Source organism: Actinacidiphila sp. bgisy145, assembly GCF_057708125.1.
On sequence record NZ_JBYIRL010000007.1, the window covers coordinates 118,399 to 139,562 of the forward strand.

Consider the following 21,164-nt stretch of genomic DNA (forward strand, 5'->3'; position numbering starts at 1 on the left):
CTGTTGGTCGTTGCGGCGTCTCGCAAGGGTTCTTGCGCCACCCGGCGTCCGGACGCCTGTGACGCATGTGAGTTCCTGATGCTGATGGAGAGCCTGCCGAGCCCAGCTCAAAGACGGGTCAAGATCCGCGCAAGACCGGGCGGGGAGGGGGACGCGGGGGCGCACGGGCGCGGGGCGGGGACCCGGCGTGCACCCGGGTCCCCGCCGATCGGGGCGGAGCCGGCAGGTCAGTCCGCGGAGACCTGGTCGGCGCGTACGCCGTCGGTGGATACGCCGTCGGTGGATACGCCATCGGCAGGTGCGAAGGGGGCGGGTACGTAGGCAGCCTGGGTGGTCACCTCCGCGAGCCAGTCGCGTACGGCGGCCGCCGTGGACGCCGCGAACTGCCGGTCCATGATGCTGAAGTGGTCCCCCGGCACGTCGATGACCTGCGAGGCCGCCACCGGGGTCTGCCAGCCGGCGCCGTCGCCGTCCTCGGCCACCACCGGCTCGCTGGCGCGGACCAGGCACGACGGCACCGTCAGCCCCCGCGCCTCCCAGTCGAGCAGCAACTCGCCGCAGATCCAGGCCGAGGCGGTGATCTCCTCCAGCCGGAACCCCTCGTCGGCGTGACGCCGGTCCAGCGCACGGGCCCGCTCCAGCCCGACCCGGGCCATCTCGTTCTTCCAGCGCTTCAGCACCGGGCTGTTCATCGGGTACGAGTCGAGCAGCACCACGGCCAGCGGGTCGCGGCCCCGCCGCTGCAACTCCCGGGCGATCTCGTGGGCGAGCACACCGCCGGAGGAGAGCCCGGCCAGCGCGAACGGGCCGTCCCCGACGTACTCCTGCACCGCGTCGGCCAGCGTCGCGATCAGCACCTCAGCGCTCTCCGGCAGCGGGGTGCCCGCCGCGAACCCGGGCGCCACCAGCGCCGACACCTTCCAGTCGGCGGCCAGTTCGGCCGCGAACCGGTTGTACGTCTGCGGCCCGTTCAGCGCCAGCGGCGGGCAGACGCAGACCAGGTGCGGGCCGCTCTCCCCCGCCGACAGCCGCACCGGCACCGGCCGCCGCGCCTCCCGCTCGGCGTCGCCGTAACGGGGGCGCAGCCGCGCCGCGCTGAGCGCGAACGCGTCGCCGAGGTCGGCCCGGCCGCTCTCCAGCGCCCCGAGGTAGAGGTCCTGCATCGGGTCCCTCGGCGCGGGTGTCTCGGCCACCGCTGCGGCGGACGGGCCGCCGATGCCGCCGAACTTCGTCCCCAGGAAACCGGCCAGGGTGGCGGCGTCCGGGTGGTCGAAGACGAGCGTGGCGGGCAGCGGCAGACCGGTGGCCGCCTGGAGGCGGTTTCGCAGGTCGACGGAGGTCAGCGAGTCGAAGCCCAACTCGCGGAACTCCTTCGTCACGTCCAGCCCGTCGCCCGGCGCATGGCCCAGGACGAGGGCCACGTGGTCGGCGACGAGCCGCAGCAGATACGCGTCCCGCGCCGCCGCATCGGGCAGCTCGGCCAACCGGCGGGCCAGGTCGGCCGGTTCGGCGTGGTGGCTCCCGGCGGCGCGGCGGGCGGGCTGCCCGGCGAGGGTGCGCCACAGCGGGGGGAGGTCGCTGCGGGTGCGGAGGGTGCTGAGGTCCAGCCGGGTCAGCGCGACGGCTGCTTGCGAACCGGCCAGGGCGGCGTCGAACATCGCCAGGCCCTGGTCCACGGTGAAGGGCGGGGTCCCGGAGGCGGTGATACGGCGCATGTCCGCCTCCGACAACTCACCCGTCAGACCCGCACCTTGAGACCACGGGCCCCACGCCATCGACACAGCGGGAAGACCGGCGTGACGCCGGTGCTGCATGAGCGTGTCCAGGAAGACGTTGCCCGCCGCGTAGTTGCCCTGTCCCGGGCTGCCCAGCACACCCGCGAGCGAGGAAAACACCACGAAGTGCGTGAGGTCACGGTCCCGGGTCAGCTCGTGCAGATGCCAGGCCGCATCCACCTTCGGCGCCAGCACCCGGGCCAACCGCTCCGCGGTCAGGGAGGTGATCAGCGCGTCCTCGACCACGCCCGCCATGTGGACGACACCGCTCAACGGAACGCCCGCCAGCAACTCCGCCAACGCTCCACGGTCACTGACATCACAGGCCGCAACCCGGGCCCGGGCACCCAACTCGGCCAGTTCCGCGACCAGTTCGGCACCGCCACCACGACGGCTGACCAGCAGCAGATCCCGCACACCGTGCGTACGCACCAGGTGCCGGGCCACCTCCCGCCCGAGCCCGCCCGTACCACCGGTGACCAGCACCGTACCGTCACCGAAGCCCGCCGACTCCGTATCCGAGGCGTCCGGAGTGGCCGTCACCCGCACCAGGCGCGCCGCACGGACGACCTCGTCCCGGACAACCACCTGCGGCTCCCCGCCGACCGCGAGCTTGGCGATGAGATCGGTGTCCAGAGAGGTGGCCGACGCTTCGACGTCCAACAGGGTGATCCGGCCGGGGTGCTCGGCCTGCGCCGACCGCACCAGACCCCACACCGCCGAACCCGCCAGATCAGCGACCGCCTCCCCCGGCTCCGCCTCGACCGCACCCCGCGTCGCCACCACCAACCGGCTTCCGCCGAACCGCTCATCCCCCAACCACCGCTGCACCTGAGCCAACACCCAACCGGTCACCTCATGCGCCGAGCCCACCACATCGCCCGCGGCACCGTAGGCCGCCAACACCAGCACATCCGCACCCGGTTCGACGTCCTCCGACACACCGAACACCGCCACACCCGCACCCGGCACCCCCTCCTCCGGCACCGCCACCACCGACGACCAGTCCAACCCCAGCACCAGCCCGGACCGCACACCACCGGACACACCGCCGGCCGCCACCGGCCGCATCACCAACGAACCGATGCTCACCACCAACCGGCCGTCGCTGTCGGCCAGTTCGACCCGCATGCTGTCCGCGCCCGTCCGCACCAGGTGTACCCGGGAGGCGGTCGCGCCACCGGCATGCAGGGTCACGTCCGAGAAGCTGAACGGCAACCGCCCGGCCGGCGCGGGCTCCAGCCCCACGAAGGCACTCGCTTGGAGCGCGGCATCCAGCAGCGCCGGGTGCACCCCGAACCTACGGGCCCGGTCGGCCTCGTCGTCCGGGACCGCCACCTCGGCGTAGACCTCCTCGGGTCCGGCCCAGACCTCGCGCAGCCCCTGGAACGCCGGGCCGTACGCGAAGCCGTGGTCGGCGGTCAGCCGGTAGAAGTCCGAGACGTCGACCCGCCCACCGCTCTCCGGCGGCCACTGCCACCCGGCCGCCCCGGCGGCGGAGGCGTCGCCCAGTACGGCGCTCGCGTGCCGGGTCCAGGGCTCGTCATCCGTCGTCCGGGCGTACACCGCGAGCCCACTGTCGTCGTTGACCACCACCTGCACCTGCACGCTCCCCGCCTCGGGAACGACCAACGGCGCCTCCACGACCAACTCCCGCAGTCCACCGGCCCCCACGGCATCGGCACCCCGAACCGCCAGCTCCACAAAGCCCGTTCCCGGGAACAGCACCACCCCGTGCACCGCGTGATCCCGCAACCACGGCTGCGTACGGAGCGACAACCGCGACGTCAGCACCACCGCACCCGAGTCCGGCACCGACACCACCGCACCCAGCAACGGGTGTTCGGCGGACGCCAGCCCGGCTGCCGTCACGTCGCCGGCCGGCTTCGGCTGGGCCCAGTAGCGGCGCCGCTGGAAGGCGTACGTCGGCAGATCCACCCGGCCCGGTTTCCGGCCGCCCGCCAGGGTCTGCCAGCCGACCGGCACGCCCTGGACGAAGAGTTCCCCGGCCGCCAGCAGCGCGGTCCGCTGGCCCTCCCGGTCCTTGCGCATCAGGGCCACCGCAACAGCGTCCTCGGCGTTGGCCTGCGCCAACCCCGCCACGACGCCGTCCGGACCCGCGTCCACGAACGTGTCCACGCCTTGCCCGGCCAACCACGCCAGACCATCCGCGAACCGGACCGCCGAACGCACCTGCTGCGCCCAATACTTCGGCGACGTCATGTCCGCCGGCTCACCCGTCAGGTTCGACACCACGGGGATGCGCGGCTCCGAGAACTCCACGTCGGCGATCGCCGCCATGAAGTCCTCCACCATCGGGTCCATCAACGCCGAATGGAACGCGTGCGACACCCGCAGCCGCGTCGTCTTCACACCCAGCGCCTTGAACTGCTGACCCACCGCGAGGACAGCGGCCTCCCCGCCCGAAACGACCACGGAGCCGGGCGCGTTGACCGCCGCCACCGAGACGCCCTCGGGCAACTGCGGCAGCACCTCAGCCTCCGGCGCGGCAATCGCCACCATCGCCCCACCCGCCGGAAGCGCCTGCATCAAACGCGCCCGCGCCGCCACGAGCCGGCAGGCGTCCCGCAGGTCAAAAACCCCCGCCACATGAGCCGCCGCCACCTCACCGATCGAGTGCCCCAGCAGGTAGTCCGCCTTTACCCCGAACGACTCCAGCAACCGGAACAACGCCACCTCAACCGCGAACAGCGCCGGCTGCGCCCACCCCGTGGAGTTCAGCACCTCCGCATCCTCACCCCACACCACATCCCGCAACGGGACATCGAGGTGCTGGTCCAACTCCGCCACCACCTCATCGAAAGCCGCAGCGAACACCGCCGACTCCCCGTACAACACCCGCCCCATCCCCAGCCGTTGCGCACCCTGACCCGCGAACAACACCGCCACCCGACGGCCACCGGCCGCCGCACCGTCCACCACGTTCGCCACCGACTCCCCTGCCGCCAACGCCCGCAACCCCGCCGTCAGCTCACCCGCATCAGCACCCACCACCACGGCCCGGTGCTCGAACACCGACCGCGACAACAACGCCGCACCCACTGCCACCGGGTTCGCCCCGTCCACCGCCGACACCAACCGCCCGGCCTGCGCCCGCAGCGCCTCCTCCGAACGACCCGACACCACCCACACCGTCCCGGCACCGCCGTCCTCCACCACGGACTCCGGCTCCGCCTCGGGCGCGGCCTCCAGAATGACGTGCGCGTTCGTCCCCGAGACGCCGAAGGACGAGACGCCCGCGCGGCGCGGCCGGTCCGGGTCCGCCGACGGCCAGGCCACCTGCGCGGTGACCAGTTCGACGCCGCCCGCGGACCAGTCGACCTGGGAGGACGGCGCGTCCACGTGCAGGGTGCGGGGCACCACCCCGTTCTGGAGGGCGAGCACCATCTTGATCACGCCCGCCACGCCCGCGGCCGCCTGCGTGTGCCCGATGTTGGACTTCAAGGACCCCAGCAGCAGCGGCCGTTCGGCGGGGCGGCCCTGACCGTAGGTCGCGAGCAGCGCCTGGGCCTCGATCGGGTCGCCGAGCGTCGTACCGGTGCCGTGCGCCTCCACCACGTCCACGTCGGACGGCGACAGCGAGGCCGCGGCCAGCGCCTGGCGGATCACCCGCTGCTGCGAGGGACCGTTCGGCGCCGTCAGACCGTTGGACGCGCCGTCCTGGTTGACCGCGCTGGACCGTACGACCGCCAGCACACGGTGGCCGTTGCGCTCCGCGTCCGACCGGCGCTCCACGACCAGCACGCCCACGCCCTCGGACCAAGCGGTGCCGTCGGCCGCTTCGGCGAAGGCCTTGACCCGGCCGTTGGCGGCCAGCCCGCCCTGGCGGCTGAACTCGACGAAGCCGCCCGGGGTGGCCATGACGGCCACGCCGCCGACGAGCGCGAGCGAGCACTCCCCCGCGCGCAGCGCCTGACCGGCCCAGTGCAGGGCGACCAGCGACGACGAGCAGGCGGTGTCCACGCTGACCGCCGGGCCCTGGAGGCCGAGGGTGTAGGCGACCCGGCCGGACAGCACGCTGAGCAGGCCGCCGGTGAGCAGGTGCCCCTGGGCTTCGGGGGTGGCGCCGGCGACCTCGCTGTAGCCGGACGGGGCGGCGCCGACGAAGACGCCGGTGGAGGTCCCGGCCAGGGCGGCCGGGTCGATGCCCGCGTGTTCCAGGGCCTCCCAGGAGGCTTCCAGCACCAGCCGCTGCTGCGGGTCGGTGGCCATGGCCTCGCGCGGGGAGATGCCGAAGAAGGCGGCGTCGAAACCGCCCGCGTCGTCCAGGAAGCCGCCCTCGCGGGTGACCGAGGAGCCGGCGCGCTCGCCGTTCGGGTCGTAGAGCGCCTCGAGGTCCCAGCCGCGGTCGTCGGGGAAGCCCGACATCACGTCGACGCCGTCGGTGACGACGCGCCACAGGTCGGCGGGGTTGTCCACACCGCCGGGGAAGCGGCAGGCCATGCCCACGATGACCATCGGGTCGTCGGCACCGTCGGCTGTGGGAACCGGCAGGGCCGGCTGGGCGTCCGCGGTCTGCGCCGAGGTGTCGCCGAAGCGCTCGGCCAGGTAGCCGGCGATGCGGGCGGCGTTGGGGTAGTCGAAGACGAGGGTGGTCGGCAGGCTCAGGCCGGTGACGGTCTGGAGCCGGTTGCGGAACTCCACCGCGGTCACCGAGTCAAAGCCGAGTTCCTTGAACGCCTGGGTCGCGTCGACCTGTTCGCCCGAGTCGTGGCCGAGGACCGCGGCGGCGTGGTCACGGGCCGCGGCGAGCAGGTGGTCGTAGCGCTCCTGCGGGGTCATGGCGCGCAGGTGGCCGCCGCCTTCCGGCGTCTCCTCCGGTTCGGCCGCGGCCGCCTCCGGCAGCAGCGAGAACAGGCGGGTCGGCCGGGCCATGCCGAAGGTCGGCACGAAGCGCGACCAGTCCATGTGGGTGACCGCGACATTGGTGTCGCCGTCGCTCAGCGCCCGGTGCAGGGCGGCAACCGCCAGTTCGGGCCGCATGGGGTGCACACCGAGCCGCGTGAGGTACTGGGCGTAGTCGGCGTCGGCGGCCATCATGCCCGGCGCATCCCAGGCGCCCCAGGCCACGGACAGGGCGGGCAGGCCGCGGGCCCGGCGGTGCCCGGCGAGGGCGTCGAGGCAGGCGTTGGCGGCGGCGTAGCCGCCCTGGCCGGCGCTGCCCCAGGCCGCGGCGCCGGAGGAGAACAGCACGAACGCGTCCAGCTCCAGGTCGCGGGTGAGTTCGTCGAGCAGCAGCCCGCCGGTGACCTTGACCCGCAGCTGCGCGCGCAGTGCCTCCTCGGTGAGGTCGGCGACGGCGCCGCCCTCGTCGACCACGCCCGCCGCGTGCATGACGGTGCGCAGCGGCAGGTCGGCGGGGACCGCGGCGATCAGCGCCGCGACGGTCTCCCGGTCGCCGATGTCCCCGGCGGCCACGCTCACCCGGGCGCCCGCGGCTTGGAGTTCGGCGGTCAGCTCCGGGACGCCGTCCGCGGCCGGGCCGCGGCGGCTGACCAGGACGACGTGCTCGGCGCCCGCCCCGACCAGCCAGCGCGCCACATGGGCGCCGACCCCGCCGGTGCCGCCGGTCACGATCGCGGTGCCGCTGGTCCGCCAGGCCGCGGGCAGTCCGGCCGCCGGGGCGTGCACCAGGCGCCGGGCGTACAGCCCGGACGAGCGGACGGCGAGCTGGTCCTCGCCGTGCCCGCCCGCGACGACCGCGCCCAGCCGCTGCCGGACCGCGTCGTCGATGACCTCGGGCAGGTCCAGCAGGCCGGCCCACCGCTCGGGCACTTCGAGGGCGGCCACCCGGCCGAGGCCCCAGGTCGCCCCCGGCCAGACGCCGCCGATCCGCTCCTCGCCGTGGACGGCGACCGCGCCGCGCGTCACCGCCCACACCGGCACCCGCACCTGCTGCACCAGCCGGACAGTGGACAGCAGCCCTTCGACGTCGTCCCGTACCGCCAGCAGCGACACCACGCCCGGGCAGGCCGGGCTCACCTCCAGTGCCGTGCCGTCGTCCTCGATCAGCTCGCCGCCCACGGCCTCGGCCACCGCCACCGTCCACGGGTCGGCGGCGTACCCGCCGGGCACGACCACCGCCCAGCGTGCGGCGGGCGCGCCGGCGAGCCGGCCCGTCGCCGACACCGGCGCCCACGTCTCCCGATAGCGCCAGCCGTCCGCGGCGGTCGCGGACTGCCGCTGGTCGCGCCAGCGCAGCATGGCGGGCACCACGTCCGTCAGCGCGGCGCTGTCGACGCCCAGCGAGCGGGCGAGCCCGGCGACGTCGCGGCTCTCCATCGACGCCCAGAACTCGGCGTCCACCGGGTCGCGCAGCGCGGGGTCGTGGGCCGCCACGGCCGCCTGCGGCCAATACCGGCGGTGCTGGAAGGCGTACGTCGGCAGGTCCACCCACTCCGCGCCGCGACCGGTGAACAGCCGGTCCAGCGCGACGGGGACGCCGTGGGCGAAGAGTTCGGCCGCGGACAGCAGGAAACGGTCCAGGCCGCCCTCGTTACGGCGCAGGGTGCCCGTTGCCACGGTGTCCTCACCGAGCGTGTCCTGCACGGCCATGGTGAGGACGGGGTGCGGGCTGACCTCCACGAACGCGGTGAAGCCGTCGGCTGCGAGGGCCCGGGTCGCCTGCTCGAACTCCACGGTCTGGCGCAGATTGCGGTACCAGTAACCGGCGTCCAGGGTGGAGGTGTCGATGCGCTCGCCCGAGACGGAGGAGTACATGGGGACGGGGGACGTGACCGGGTTCACCTCGGCCAGATCGGCGAGGACCTGGGCCTCGATCAGCTCCACGTAGGCGGAGTGGGAGGCGTAGTCCACGGGCACCCGGCGGGCGCGCACTTCCCGCTCCTCACACCGGGCGATCAGCGCGTCCAACTCCTCCACCGGACCCGCCACCACCACCGCACCCGGACCATTGACCACGGCGACGGACACGTTCTCCGGCAACAGTTCGCGCACCTCATCCACCGGCAGCGACACCGCGACCATGCCACCCTTGCCCGCCAACTCGCCCGCGATAGCGCGGCTCCGCAACGCCACCACCCGCGCACCATCAGCCAAGCTCAGCCCACCGGCCACACACGCTGCCGCGATCTCACCCTGCGAATGCCCCACCACCGCCGCCGGCTCCACACCCCACGAACGCCACACCGCCGCCAACGACACCATCACCGCCCACAACACCGGCTGCACCACATCCACCCGCGCCAACATCGCCTCGTCATCGAGGACTTCCAGCAGATCCCAGTCCACGAACGGCCGCAACGCCTCCCCACACGCCACCATCGACCCCCGGAACACCTCCGAGGCACCCATCAACCCCGCAGCCATCCCCACCCACTGAGCACCCTGGCCGGGGAACACGAACGCCGCCCGGCGAGCCTGAGCACCTCGGGTGACGCCGTTCACGACGTTCCCCACCGGCTCACCCGCCGCCAACGCCCGCAACCCAGCCGCCAGTTCGGCCCGGTCCGCCCCCACCACCACCGCACGGTGATCGAACAGCGACCGCGACAGCAGCGCCGCACCCACACCCGCCGGCTCCCACTCCGCCGACTCCACCGCCGAGAGCAGACGCTCCGCCTGACCCCGCACCGCACCCGCCGTACGACCCGACACCACCCACACCACCGGAGACACCACACCCGGCTCCGGCTCCACCTCCGCCTCGACCGCCACCTCGACAGGAGCCGCCGGAAACTCCAGGATCACGTGCGCGTTCGTCCCAGAGATGCCGAACGACGACACACCGGCACGCCGGGGTCGCCCGGTCTCCGGCCACGGCACGGCCTCGGTGAGAAGCCGCACCTGCCCGGCCGTCCAGTCGACGTGCGTGCTCGGCTCGTCCACATGCAGGGTGCGGGGCAGCATGCCGTGCCGCATCGCCAGCACCATCTTGATTACGCCCGCCACACCGGCCGCGGCCTGGGTGTGCCCGATGTTCGACTTCACCGCGCCGAGCCAGAGCGGCCGTTCCTCCGGCCGTTCCTGGCCGTAGGTGGCGAGCACCGCCTGCGCCTCGATCGGGTCGCCCAGGGACGTACCGGTGCCGTGCGCCTCGACGGCGTCCACGTCGGCCGGCGACAGGCCGCCCGCGGCCAGCGCCTGCCGGATCACCCGCTGCTGCGAGGGACCGTTCGGCGCCGTCAGACCGTTGGACGCGCCGTCCTGGTTGACCGCGCTGGACCGTACGACCGCCAGCACGCGGTGGCCGTTGCGCTCCGCGTCCGACAGGCGCTCCACGACCAGCACGCCCACGCCCTCCGACCAGCCGGTGCCGTCGGCGGCGTCCGCGAACGCCTTGCAGCGGCCGTCCGACGCGACGCCGCCCTGCTGGGTGAAGCCAACGAAGGTGCTCGGGGTGGCCATCATGGTGACGCCGCCGACCAGCGCGAGCGAGCACTCCCCCGCGCGCAGCGCCTGGCCGGCCCAGTGCAGGGCGACCAGCGACGACGAGCAGGCCGTGTCCACCGTGACCGCCGGGCCTTCGAGGCCGAGGGTGTACGCGACCCGGCCGGACAGCACGCTCTGCGCGTTGCCGGTGAGCGCCTGCGGCTCGGCCTCGTCGAGGGCGTCGGCGATGACCTCGCTGTACCCGGACTGGTAGCTGCCGACGAAGACGCCGGTACGGCTGCCGGACAGCCGGTCCGGGGCGATGCCGGCGTGCTCCAGCGCCTCCCAGGACGTCTCCAGCAGCAGCCGCTGCTGCGGGTCGGTGACCAGGGCCTCGCGCGGGGAGATGCCGAAGAAGCCCGCGTCGAAGTCGAGTGCCCCGTCGAGGAAACCGCCCTCGCGGGTGGCCGAGGCGCCGGGGCCCGCCGGGTCGTACAGGGCCTCCAGGTCCCAGCCGCGGTCGGCGGGGAAGGGGGACATGCCGTCCTCGCCGTTGGCGATCAGCCGCCAGTAGCCGTCGAGGTCCCGCACACCGCCCGGGAAACGGCAGGCCATGCCGACGATGACGAGCGCGTCGTCGGCGACGGAGGCGAGCGGCGGCAGCGTGTCCGCCGTGCCGCGCGGGGCGTCGCCGAACTGCTCGGCGAGGTGCCCGGCCAGCCGCCGCGCGTTCGGGTAGTCGAAGACGAGGGTGGCCGGGACGGCGAGGCCCGTCGCCGCCTGGAGCCGGTTGCGCAGCTCGATCGCGCTGAGCGAGTCGAAGCCGAGGTCCCGGAACGCCTGCGTGGTGTCGATCTGCTCGCGCGACGCGTACCCGAGCACCGCGGCCACGTGGTCGGCGACCAGCGTCAGCAACTCCTCCTCGCGGTCGGCGCGGGTGCGGTGCGCCAAGCGGTGCGCCAGGTCGGCGGGTTCGGCGTGGTGGTCGCCGGCGGCGCGGCGGGCGGGCTGCCCGGCGAGGGTGCGCCACAGCGGGGGGAGGTCGCTGCGGGTGCGGAGGGCGCCGAGGTCCAGCCGGGTCAGCGCGACGGCTGCTTGCGAACCGGCCAGGGCGGCGTCGAACATCGCCAGGCCCTGGTCGACGGTGAAGGGCGGGGTCCCGGAGGCGGTGATACGGCGCATGTCCGCCTCCGACAACTCACCCGTCAGGCCCGCACCTTGAGACCAGGGGCCCCACGCCATCGACACCCCGGGCAACCCGCTTTGACGACGGTGCTGCATGAGCGTGTCCAGGAAGACGTTGCCCGCCGCGTAGTTGCCCTGACCCGGGCTGCCCAGCACACCCGCGAGCGAGGAGAACACCACGAAGTGCGTGAGGTCGCGGTCCCGGGTCAGCTCGTGCAGATGCCAGGCCGCATCCACCTTCGGCGCCAGCACCCGGGCCAACCGCTCCGCGGTCAGCGACGAGACCAGCCCGTCGTCCACCACCCCCGCCGTGTGGACCACACCGGCCAACGGCACCTCGGCCAGCAGCTCCGCCAGCGCATCACGGTCACTCACGTCACACGCCGCGACGGTCACCTCGGCGCCTTCCGCGCCCAGCTCATCGGCCAACTCCGGTGCGCCCTCGGCCGCGAGACCGCGCCGGCTGACCAGCAGCAGGCTCCGCACGCCGTGCGTACGCACCAGGTGCCGGGCCACCTCCCGCCCGAGCCCGCCCGTACCACCGGTGACCAGCACCGTGCCGTCGCCGAAGCCCGCAAACTCCGCATCCGGAGCGTCCGGGGTGGCCGTCACGCGCACCAGGCGCGCCGCACGGACGACACCCTCCCGGACGACCACCTGCGGCTCCCCACCAGCCGCGAGCTTGGCGATGAGATCGGTGTCCAGGTTGGTGGTCGACGCTTCGACGTCCACCAGGGTGATCCGGCCGGGGTGTTCCGCCTGCGCCGACCGCACCAGACCCCACACCGCCGAACCCGCCAGATCAGTAACCGCCTCCCCCGGCTCCGCCTCGACTGCACCCCGCGTCGCCACCACCAGCCGGCTTCCGCCGAACCGCTCATCCCCCAGCCACCGCTGCACCTGACCCAACACCCAACCGGTCAGCCCATGCGCCGACCCCACCACATCGCCCCCGGCACCGAACGCCGCCAACACCAGCACACCCGCACCCGGTTCAAGCTCCTCCGACACACCGAACACCGCCACACCCGCACCCGGCACCCCCTCCTCCGGCACCGCCACCACCGACGACCAGTCCAACCCCAGCACCAGCCCGGACCGCACACCACCGGACACACCGCCAGCCGCCACCGGCCGCATCACCAGCGAACCGATGCTCAGCACCAACTGACCGTTACTGTCGGACAGTTCGACGCCCACGCTGTCCGGTCCCTTGCGGGTGACCCGGACCCGGGTCACCGTCGCGCCGCCCGCGTGCAAGGTCACGTCCGAGAAGCTGAACGGCATGCGGCCGGCGGGGGCGGGCTCCAGCCCCGCGAACGTGCTCGCCTGGAGCGCGGCATCCAGCAGCGCCGGGTGCACCCCGAACCTACGGGCCCGGTCGGCCTCGTCCGCGCCGACGGACACCTCCGCGAAGACCGTGCCGTCGGCCTGCCACACCTGCCGCAGGCCCTGGAACGCGGGACCGTACGCGAAGCCGCCCTCGGCCATCCGTGCGTAGAAGTCCGTGACATCGACAGGCGCGCCCTCGGACGGGGGCCACTGCCACCCGGCCGACCCGGCGGCGGAGGCGTCGCCCAGTACGGCGCTCGCGTGCCGGGTCCAGGGGTCGTCGCCGGTGGGCCGGGCGTAGACGACCGCGGTGCCGTCGTCCACGACGACCTGCACCTGGACGTTCCCCGTCCCGGGGACGACGAGCGGCGCCTCCACGATCAGCTCGCGCAGCCCGCCCGCCCCCACGGCGTCAGCGCCGCGGATCGCCAGCTCCACAAAGCCCGTTCCGGGGAACAGCACCGTGCCCTGGACGGCGTGGTCGGCCAGCCACGGCTGCGTACGGAGCGACAGCAGCGACGTCAGCACCACCGTGCCGGTCTCCGGCAGCGACACCACCGCGCCGAGCAGCGGGTGTTCGGCGGACGCCAGCCCGGCCGCGGTCACGTCGCCCCCGGCGAGGGACGCCTGCGGCCAGTAACGGCGGCGCTGGAAGGCGTACGTCGGCAGGTCCACCCAAGCGGCGGGCCTGCGGTCGCCGAACAGGCCGTCCCACCTCACCGGCACGCCGTGCACGAAGAGTTGGCCCAGTGCGTGGTGTGCGACCTGGACCCCCGTACGGTCACCACGTTGCAGGGCCACGGCGGCGGCGTCCGCGATCCCGTTGAGGCCGACCAGTCCGGCCAGCACCGCGTCGGGGCCCGCCTCGACGAAGGTGTCCACGCCCTCCCCGGCCAGCCACGCCAGCCCGTCGGCGAACCGCACCGCCGAACGGACCTGCTGGGCCCAGTACGTGGGGGACGTCATGTCCGCGGGCTCGCCGGTCAGGTTCGACACGACGGGGATACGGGGCTCGGCGAACTCCACATCGGCGATGGCCGCGGTGAAGTCCGCCAGCATCGGGTCCATGAGCGCCGAGTGGAACGCATGAGACACCCGCAGCCGCGTCGTCTTCACACCCTGCGCCTTGAAGTGCTCGCCCACCGCGAGAACGGCGGCCTCCTCACCCGAAACGACCACGGAGCCAGGCGCGTTGACCGCCGCAAGCGACACAGCGTCGGACAGGTACGGCCGTACGTCCTCCTCCGGCGACGCAATGGCCACCATCGCCCCACCGACCGGAAGCGCCTGCATCAAACGCGCCCGCTCCGCCACGAGCCGGCAGGCGTCCGCCAGGTCGAAGACCCCCGCCACATGAGCCGCCGCCACCTCACCAATGGAATGGCCGAGCAGATAGTCCGCCCGCACCCCGAAGGACTCCAGCAACCGGAACAACGCCACCTCGACCGCGAACAGCGCGGGCTGCGCCCACCCCGTGGAGTTCAGCTCCTCCGCGTCCTCGCCCCACACCACATCCCGCAGCGGGACATCGAGGTGCTGGTCCAACTCCGCCACCACCTCGTCGAAGGCCGCAGCGAACACCTCGCACTCCCCGTACAACACGCGCCCCATGCCGAGCCGTTGCGCACCCTGGCCGGTGAACAGCACCGCCACCCGGCGCCCGTTCCTTGCCTCGCCCTGCGCCACGCCCGCACTGGGCTCGCCCGCAGCCAACGCCCTTAGCCCGGCCGTCAGTTCGGCCGCATCAGCGCCCACCACCACCGCGCGGTGGTCGAAGAGCGACCGGGAGAGCAAGGCAGCGCCCACCGCCGCGGGGTTCTGGCCCTCCACCGCGGACACCAGCCGCTCGGCCTGGCCGCGCAGCGCCTGCTCCGTACGACCCGACACCACCCACACCGTCCCGACGCCGTCCGCCGGTGCGGCTTCACCCTCCGCCTCGGGCTCCACGTCAACTTCGGGCGCCGCCTCCAGGATCACGTGCGCGTTCGTCCCCGAGATACCGAACGACGACACCCCCGCCCGCCGGGCGCGCCCCGTCTCCGGCCACGCCACCGACTCCGTCACCAACCGCACATGGCCCTGCTCCCAGTCCACATGCGAACTCGGCTCATCCACATGCAACGTCCGCGGCAACACCCCATGCCGCATCGCCAACACCATCTTGATCACACCCGCCACACCCGCAGCCGCCTGCGTATGACCGATGTTCGACTTCACCGCACCCATCCACAACGGCCGCTCCTCCGAACGCCCCTGCCCGTACGTCGCCAGCACGGCCTGGGCCTCGATCGGGTCACCCAGCGTCGTCCCCGTACCGTGCGCCTCCACCGCGTCCACATCCGCCGCACCCAACCCCGCAGCCGCCAACGCCTGCCGGATCACCCGCTGCTGCGACGGACCGTTCGGCGCCGTCAAACCATTCGACGCACCATCCTGGTTCACCGCACTGGACCGCACCACCGCCAACACCCGATGACCATTCCGCTCCGCATCCGACAGGCGCTCCACCACCAACACACCCATGCCCTCACTGAAGCCCGTCCCATCCGCCGCCTCAGCAAACGCCTTGCACCGACCATCAGCAGACAACCCACCCTGCTGCGAGAACCCCACAAACGTGTGCGGCAACGCATTCACCGTCACCCCCGCCACCAACGCCAGCGAGCACTCCCCACCCCGCAACGCCTGACCCGCAAGGTGCAGCGCCACCAGCGACGACGAGCACGCCGTATCCACTGTGAGCGCGGGACCGACCAGGCCCAGCGCGTACGCCACCCGCCCGGACAGGACGCTCTGCGCGCCGCCGGTGAGGAGTTGGGCGTTCGCGTCGGCGTCCGTCATGGCCTCGCCGGCGACCTCGGAGTAGCCGGACTGGTAGCTGCCGACGAAGACGCCGGTCGACGAGCCGGCCAGCGTGAGCGGGTCGATACCCGCGTGCTCAAGTGCCTCCCAGGAGCCCTCCAGCAGCAGGCGGTGCTGCGGGTCCGTGGCCAGCGCCTCACGCGGGGACATCGCGAAGAAGCCGGCGTCGAAGTCCATGGCGCCGTCGACGAAGCCGCCGGCGTGGGCGAGTTCGGTCAGCAGGCCGGTGTCCCAGCCGCGGTCGTCGGGGAAGCGGGTCATGGCGTCGCGACCGTGCGCCAGCAGGTCCCACATGCCGTCCGGGTCCCAGACGCCGCCGGGGAAGCGGCAGGCCATGCCGACGATGACGAGCGGGTCGTCGTCCACCGACCGGAGGACAGGCAGTGCGTCGACGGGGACCGCGGTGACGCCGCCGAGGCGCTCGGCCAGGTGGCCGGCGAGGCGTTCGGCGCTCGGGTAGTCGAAGACGAGGGTCGAGGGCAGGGCGAAGCCGGTCACGGCCTGGAGCCGGTTGCGCAGCTCGACCGCGGTCAGCGAGTCGAACCCGATCTCGCGGAAGGGCTTGGTCCCGTCGATGTCGTTGCCCGACGGGTAGCCGAGGACGGAGGCGACGTGGTCGCGGACGAGGGTGAGCAGGTGTGCGGCACGCTCCTGCGCCGGGAGCGCGGCCATGCGCGCCGCGAGGCCGTCGCCGCCCGCGTCCTGGGCGGCGGCCGCACGGCGCGGGGCGGCGGGCACCAAACCGCGCAGCACCGCCGGGAGTTCGCCCTGCGCGCGCAGGCGCGCCAGGTCGAGGCGGGCCAGGGCGAGCACGGGACGGTCGGCGGCCAGCGCCTGGTCGAAGAGGGCCAGGCCCTGCGCGACCGTCAGCGGCGGCACGCCCGAGCGCGCGATGCGGCGCATGTCGACCTCGGAGAGAGTGCCGGTCAGGCCCACGTCCTGGGTCCAGGCGGCCCACGCCATCGAGACGCCGGGCAGGCCGTCGTGGCGGCGCCGCTCCATGAGCGCGTCGAGGAACATGTTCGAGGCGGCGTAGTTGGCCTGCCCGGGGCTGCCGATGAGCCCGGAGAACGACGAGAACACGGCGAAAACCCGCAGGTCGGCGTCCCGGGTCAGCTCGTGGAGGTGCCAGGCGGCGTCCACCTTCGGGCGCATGACCCGGTCCATCTGCGCAGGGCTCAGCGAGGCCACGGTGCCGTCGTCCAGGAGGCCCGCGGTGTGCACCACGCCTGTGAGCCGTACGCCGTCCAGGGCGGCGGCCAGCGCGTCGCGGTCGGCGGCGTCGCACGCGGTCACGGTGACCTGGGCGCCGTGGCCGGCGAGTTCGGCGACGAGTTCGGCGGTGCCGTCGGCGTCGGCGCCGCGGCGGCTGAGCAGCAGGAGGTCGCGTACGCCGTGGACCGTCACCAGGTGGCGGGCGACCTCGCGGCCCAGGCCGCCGGTGCCGCCGGTGATCAGGACGGTGCCGTCGGCGGGGAACAGGGGGGCGGGCGCCGCGTCGGTGCCGGCGTCCGGGCCGCTGTCCGTGTCGGGGTCCGGGCCGCTGTCCGGGCCGGCGGGGACCCGGGTGAAGCGCGGGGCCTGGAACGCGGCGCCCCGCAGGGCGAGTTGCGGCTCGTCCGCCGCGAACGCGCGGGCCAGGAGCGCCCCGTCCACGGCGGTGCCCGGCTCGACGTCCAGCAGCAGGAAGCGGCCCGGGTCCTCGGTCTGCGCGGTCCGTACCAGGCCCCACACGGAGGCGGCGGCCAGGTCGGTGACGGTCTCGCCCGGACCGGTGGCGACCGCGCCGCGGGTCACCACGGCCATCCGGGTGCCGGAGAAGCGCTGCAACCGTTCGAGCACCCAGTTCGCCGTCGCGTGGACGGACTCCACGACCTGCTCGCCCGCCGGGGTGACGTCCAGTACGACCACGTCGGACGGCGCGGCGTCGGCGTCGGCGTCGGCCTCCGTGTGCGCGTCCGTGGCCCCGGCCGGGACGTCCTGGAGGCCGCTTTCCGGTGCCGACGCGTCCGACCACTCGAGGGCCAGCATCGCACCGGGCCGGGCCTCGGCCGCCAGAGTCTGCGCGGTCAGCGGGCGGAGCACGAGCGAGCCGATCGACAGGACGGGAGCGCCGGTCTCGTCGGCGAGCAGCAGCGAGATCGCGTCGGACCCGGCGGGGGTGATCCGGGCCCGCACGCGGGTGGCGCCGGTGGCGTACAGGGTGACGTCGTTGAACGCGAAGGGCAGCCGGCCAAGTTCGGTCGGCGCGAGGTCGGCGAAGGTGGAGGGGTGCAGGGCCGCGTCGAGCAGCGCGGGGTGGATGCCGAAGGCCCCCGCCCCGCCCCGGACGTCCGCCGGGAGCGCGATGTCGGCCAGGACGTGGCCGTTGTGCTGCCACGCCCGGGTCAGGCCCTGGAAGACCGGGCCGTACCCGAACCCGCTGTCGGCGCTGCGGTCGTAGAAGTCCGCGAGGTCGATGGGTGTGCTGCGGGGCGGCGGCCACGCGCCCGCCAGCTCGGCGGTGTCAACGAATGCGCCGTCTACGGCGGTTGCCCCAGTCGCGTGGCGGGTCCAGGGCTCGTCCTCGCCGGTACGGGCGTACACCGCCACCGTACGATCCGACCCGTCCACGACGACCTGCACCTGGACGCTCCCGGTCTCGGGAACGACCAACGGCGCCTCCACGACCAACTCCCGCAGACCACCCGCCCCCACCGCGTCCGCACCCCGAACCGCCAGCTCCACAAAGCCCGTTCCGGGAAAGAGCACCGTGCCGTGCACCGCGTGATCCCGCAACCACGGCTGCGCCCGCAACGACAACCGCGACGTCAGGACGACCGTGCCCGAACCCGGCACCGACACCACCGCACCCAGCAACGGATGCTCCGCCGACACCAAACCCGCCGCCGCCACATCCCCCGCCACCAACGACGGCTCCGGCCAGTACCGACGCCGCTGGAACGCATACGTCGGCAAACTCACCCGCCCCGACACCCGGCCTGCGAAGAGCCCGTCCCACCGGACCGGCACCCCACGGACGAACAGTTCGGCCGCGGACAGCAGGAACCGGTCCATGCCCCCTTCGTTACGGCGCAGGGTGCCCGTCGCCACGGTGTCCTCACCCAGGGTGTCCTGCACGGCCATGGTGAGGACGGGGTGCGGGCTGACCTCGACGAACGCGGTGAAACCATCGGCCGCCAGAGCCCGCGTCGCCTGCTCGAACTCCACGGTCTGCCGCAGATTGCGATACCAGTAACCGGCATCCACAGTCGCCGTGTCGATCAGCTCCCCCGACACCGACGAATACATCGGGACAGGGGACGTGACCGGGTTCACCTCGGCCAGGTCGGTGAGGACCTGGGCCTCGATCAGCTCCACGTAGGCGGAGTGGGAGGCGTAGTCCACGGGGACCTTGCGGGCCCGCACCTCCCGCTCCTCACACCGGGCGATCAGCGCGTCCAGCTCCTCCACCGGACCCGCCACCACCACCGCACCCGGACCATTGACCACGGCGACGGACACGTTCTCCGGCAGCAGTTCGCGCACCTCATCGACTGGCAGTGAGACCGCGACCATGCCACCCTTACCCGCCAACTCGCCCGCGATAGCGCGGCTCCGCAACGCCACCACCCGCGCACCATCAGCCAAGCTCAGCCCACCGGCCACACACGCTGCCGCGATCTCACCCTGCGAATGCCCCACCACCGCCGCCGGCTCCACACCCCACGAACGCCACACCGCCGCCAACGACACCATCACCGCCCACAACACCGGCTGCACCACATCCACCCGCGCCAACGCAGCCTCGTCATCGAGGACTTCCAGCAGGTCCCAGTCCACGAACGGCCGCAACGCCTCCCCACACGCCACCATCGACCCCCGGAACACCTCTGAGGCACCCATCAACCCCGCCGCCATCCCCACCCACTGAGCACCCTGACCCGGGAACACGAACACCACCCGGCGGACCTGAGCACCTCGCGAGACGCCGTTCACGACGTTTCCCACCGGCTCACCCGCCGCCAACGCCCGCAACCCAGCCGTCAGTTCGGCCCGGTCCGCCCCCACCACCACCGCACGGTGATCGAACAACGACCGCGACAGCAGCGCCGCACCCACACCCACCGGCTCCCACTCCGCCGACTCCACCGCCGACAGCAGACGCTCCGCCTGACCCCGCACCGCACCCGCCGAACGACCCGACACCACCCACGCCACCGGAGAGACCACACCCGTCTCCGGCTCCACCTCCGCCTCGACCGCCACCTCGACGGGAGGCGCCGGAGACTCCAGGATCACGTGCACGTTCGTCCCGGACATCCCGAACGCGGACACACCGGCACGCCGGGGCCGCCCGGTCTCCGGCCAGGCCAACGCCTCCTTGAGCAGGCGCACTTCACCCGTGCTCCAGTCCACCCGGGTGCTCGGCTCGTCCACATGGAGGGTACGGGGCAGCACCCCGTGCCGCATCGCCAGCACCATCTTGATCACACCCGCCACACCCGCAGCCGCCTGCGTATGACCGATGTTCGACTTCAACGACCCCAACCACAACGGCCGTTCCGCCGACCGCCCCTGCCCGTACGTCGCCAGCAACGCCTGCGCCTCGATCGGGTCACCCAACGTCGTCCCCGTACCGTGCGCCTCCACCACGTCCACATCGGACGGACTGAGCGAAGCCGCCGCCAGCGCCTGCCGGATCACCCGCTGCTGCGAGGGACCGTTAGGCGCCGTCAACCCGTTCGACGCGCCGTCCTGGTTCACCGCACTGGACCGCACCACGGCCAGCACCTCGTGACCGTTCCGCTCCGCATCCGACAACCGCTCCACCACCACCACACCGACACCCTCGGACCAGCCCGTCCCGTCCGCCGCGTCCGCGAACGCCCGGCACCGCCCGTCCGACGACAAACCGCCCTGCCGGCTGAACTCCACGAACGTGGCCGGGGTCGCCATCACCGTGACACCGCCGACGAGCGCCATGGAGCACTCGCCCGCGCGCAGCGCGTGACCGGCGAGGTGGAGCGCCACCAGCGACGACGAGCACGCTGTGTCCACGGTCACCGCGGGACCTTCGAGGCCGAGGGTGTAGGCGACCCGCCCGGAGACGACGGCGGGGGCGTTGCCCGTCAGCATGTGGCCCTGGAGGTCGTCGGACGACCCGCTCATGACGTCGCTGTAGCCGTAGGGCGCGGCGCCGATGAAGACGCCGGTCGGGGTGCCCGCGGTCTTGCGGGGGTCCAGGCCGGCGTTCTCCAAGGCGGCCCAGGACGCTTCGAGCAGCAGCCGCTGCTGGGGGTCGGTGGCCAGCGCCTCGCGGGGCGAGATGCCGAAGAACTCGGCGTCGAAGCCGCTGGCGTCGTCCAGGAAGCCGCCGCCGTTGGGGATGTCGTGCAGCAGCTCGGTGTCCCAGCCGCGGTCGGTCGGGAAGCCGCCGACCGCGTCGCCGCCGTCGGCCACCAGCCGCCAGAGGCCGTCGGGGTCCTCGACGCCGCCGGGGAAGCGGCAGGCCATGCCCACGATCGCCAGCGGCTCACCGACGGCGTCGACCAGGTCCTGATGCTCCTTGCGGAGTCGCTGGTTCTCCAGAAGCGACGCGCGCAGCGCCTCAACGATCTTATCCGAGGACTGAGTCATTTGGGCTCCGCTGTCTCTGAATCCGTGATCGTGTCGAAT

At 73.3% G+C, this 21,164-nt stretch carries 1 protein-coding gene; it reads right to left on the reverse strand.

The window, feature by feature from the left end:
* Positions 1-227: 227 nt before the first annotated feature.
* The gene (locus tag AC3ERT_RS08820; RefSeq protein ID WP_435173525.1) at positions 228-21,125 is read right to left on the reverse strand and encodes a type I polyketide synthase; all 20,898 of its coding nucleotides are present in this window, start codon (positions 21,123-21,125) and stop codon (positions 228-230) included.
* Positions 21,126-21,164 lie beyond the last annotated feature (39 nt).

Coding starts and splice junctions, on each gene's coding strand:
- AC3ERT_RS08820 (WP_435173525.1), bottom strand. CDS start 21,125: ATGACTCAGTCCTCGGATAAGATCGTTGAGGCGCTGCGCGCGTCGCTT.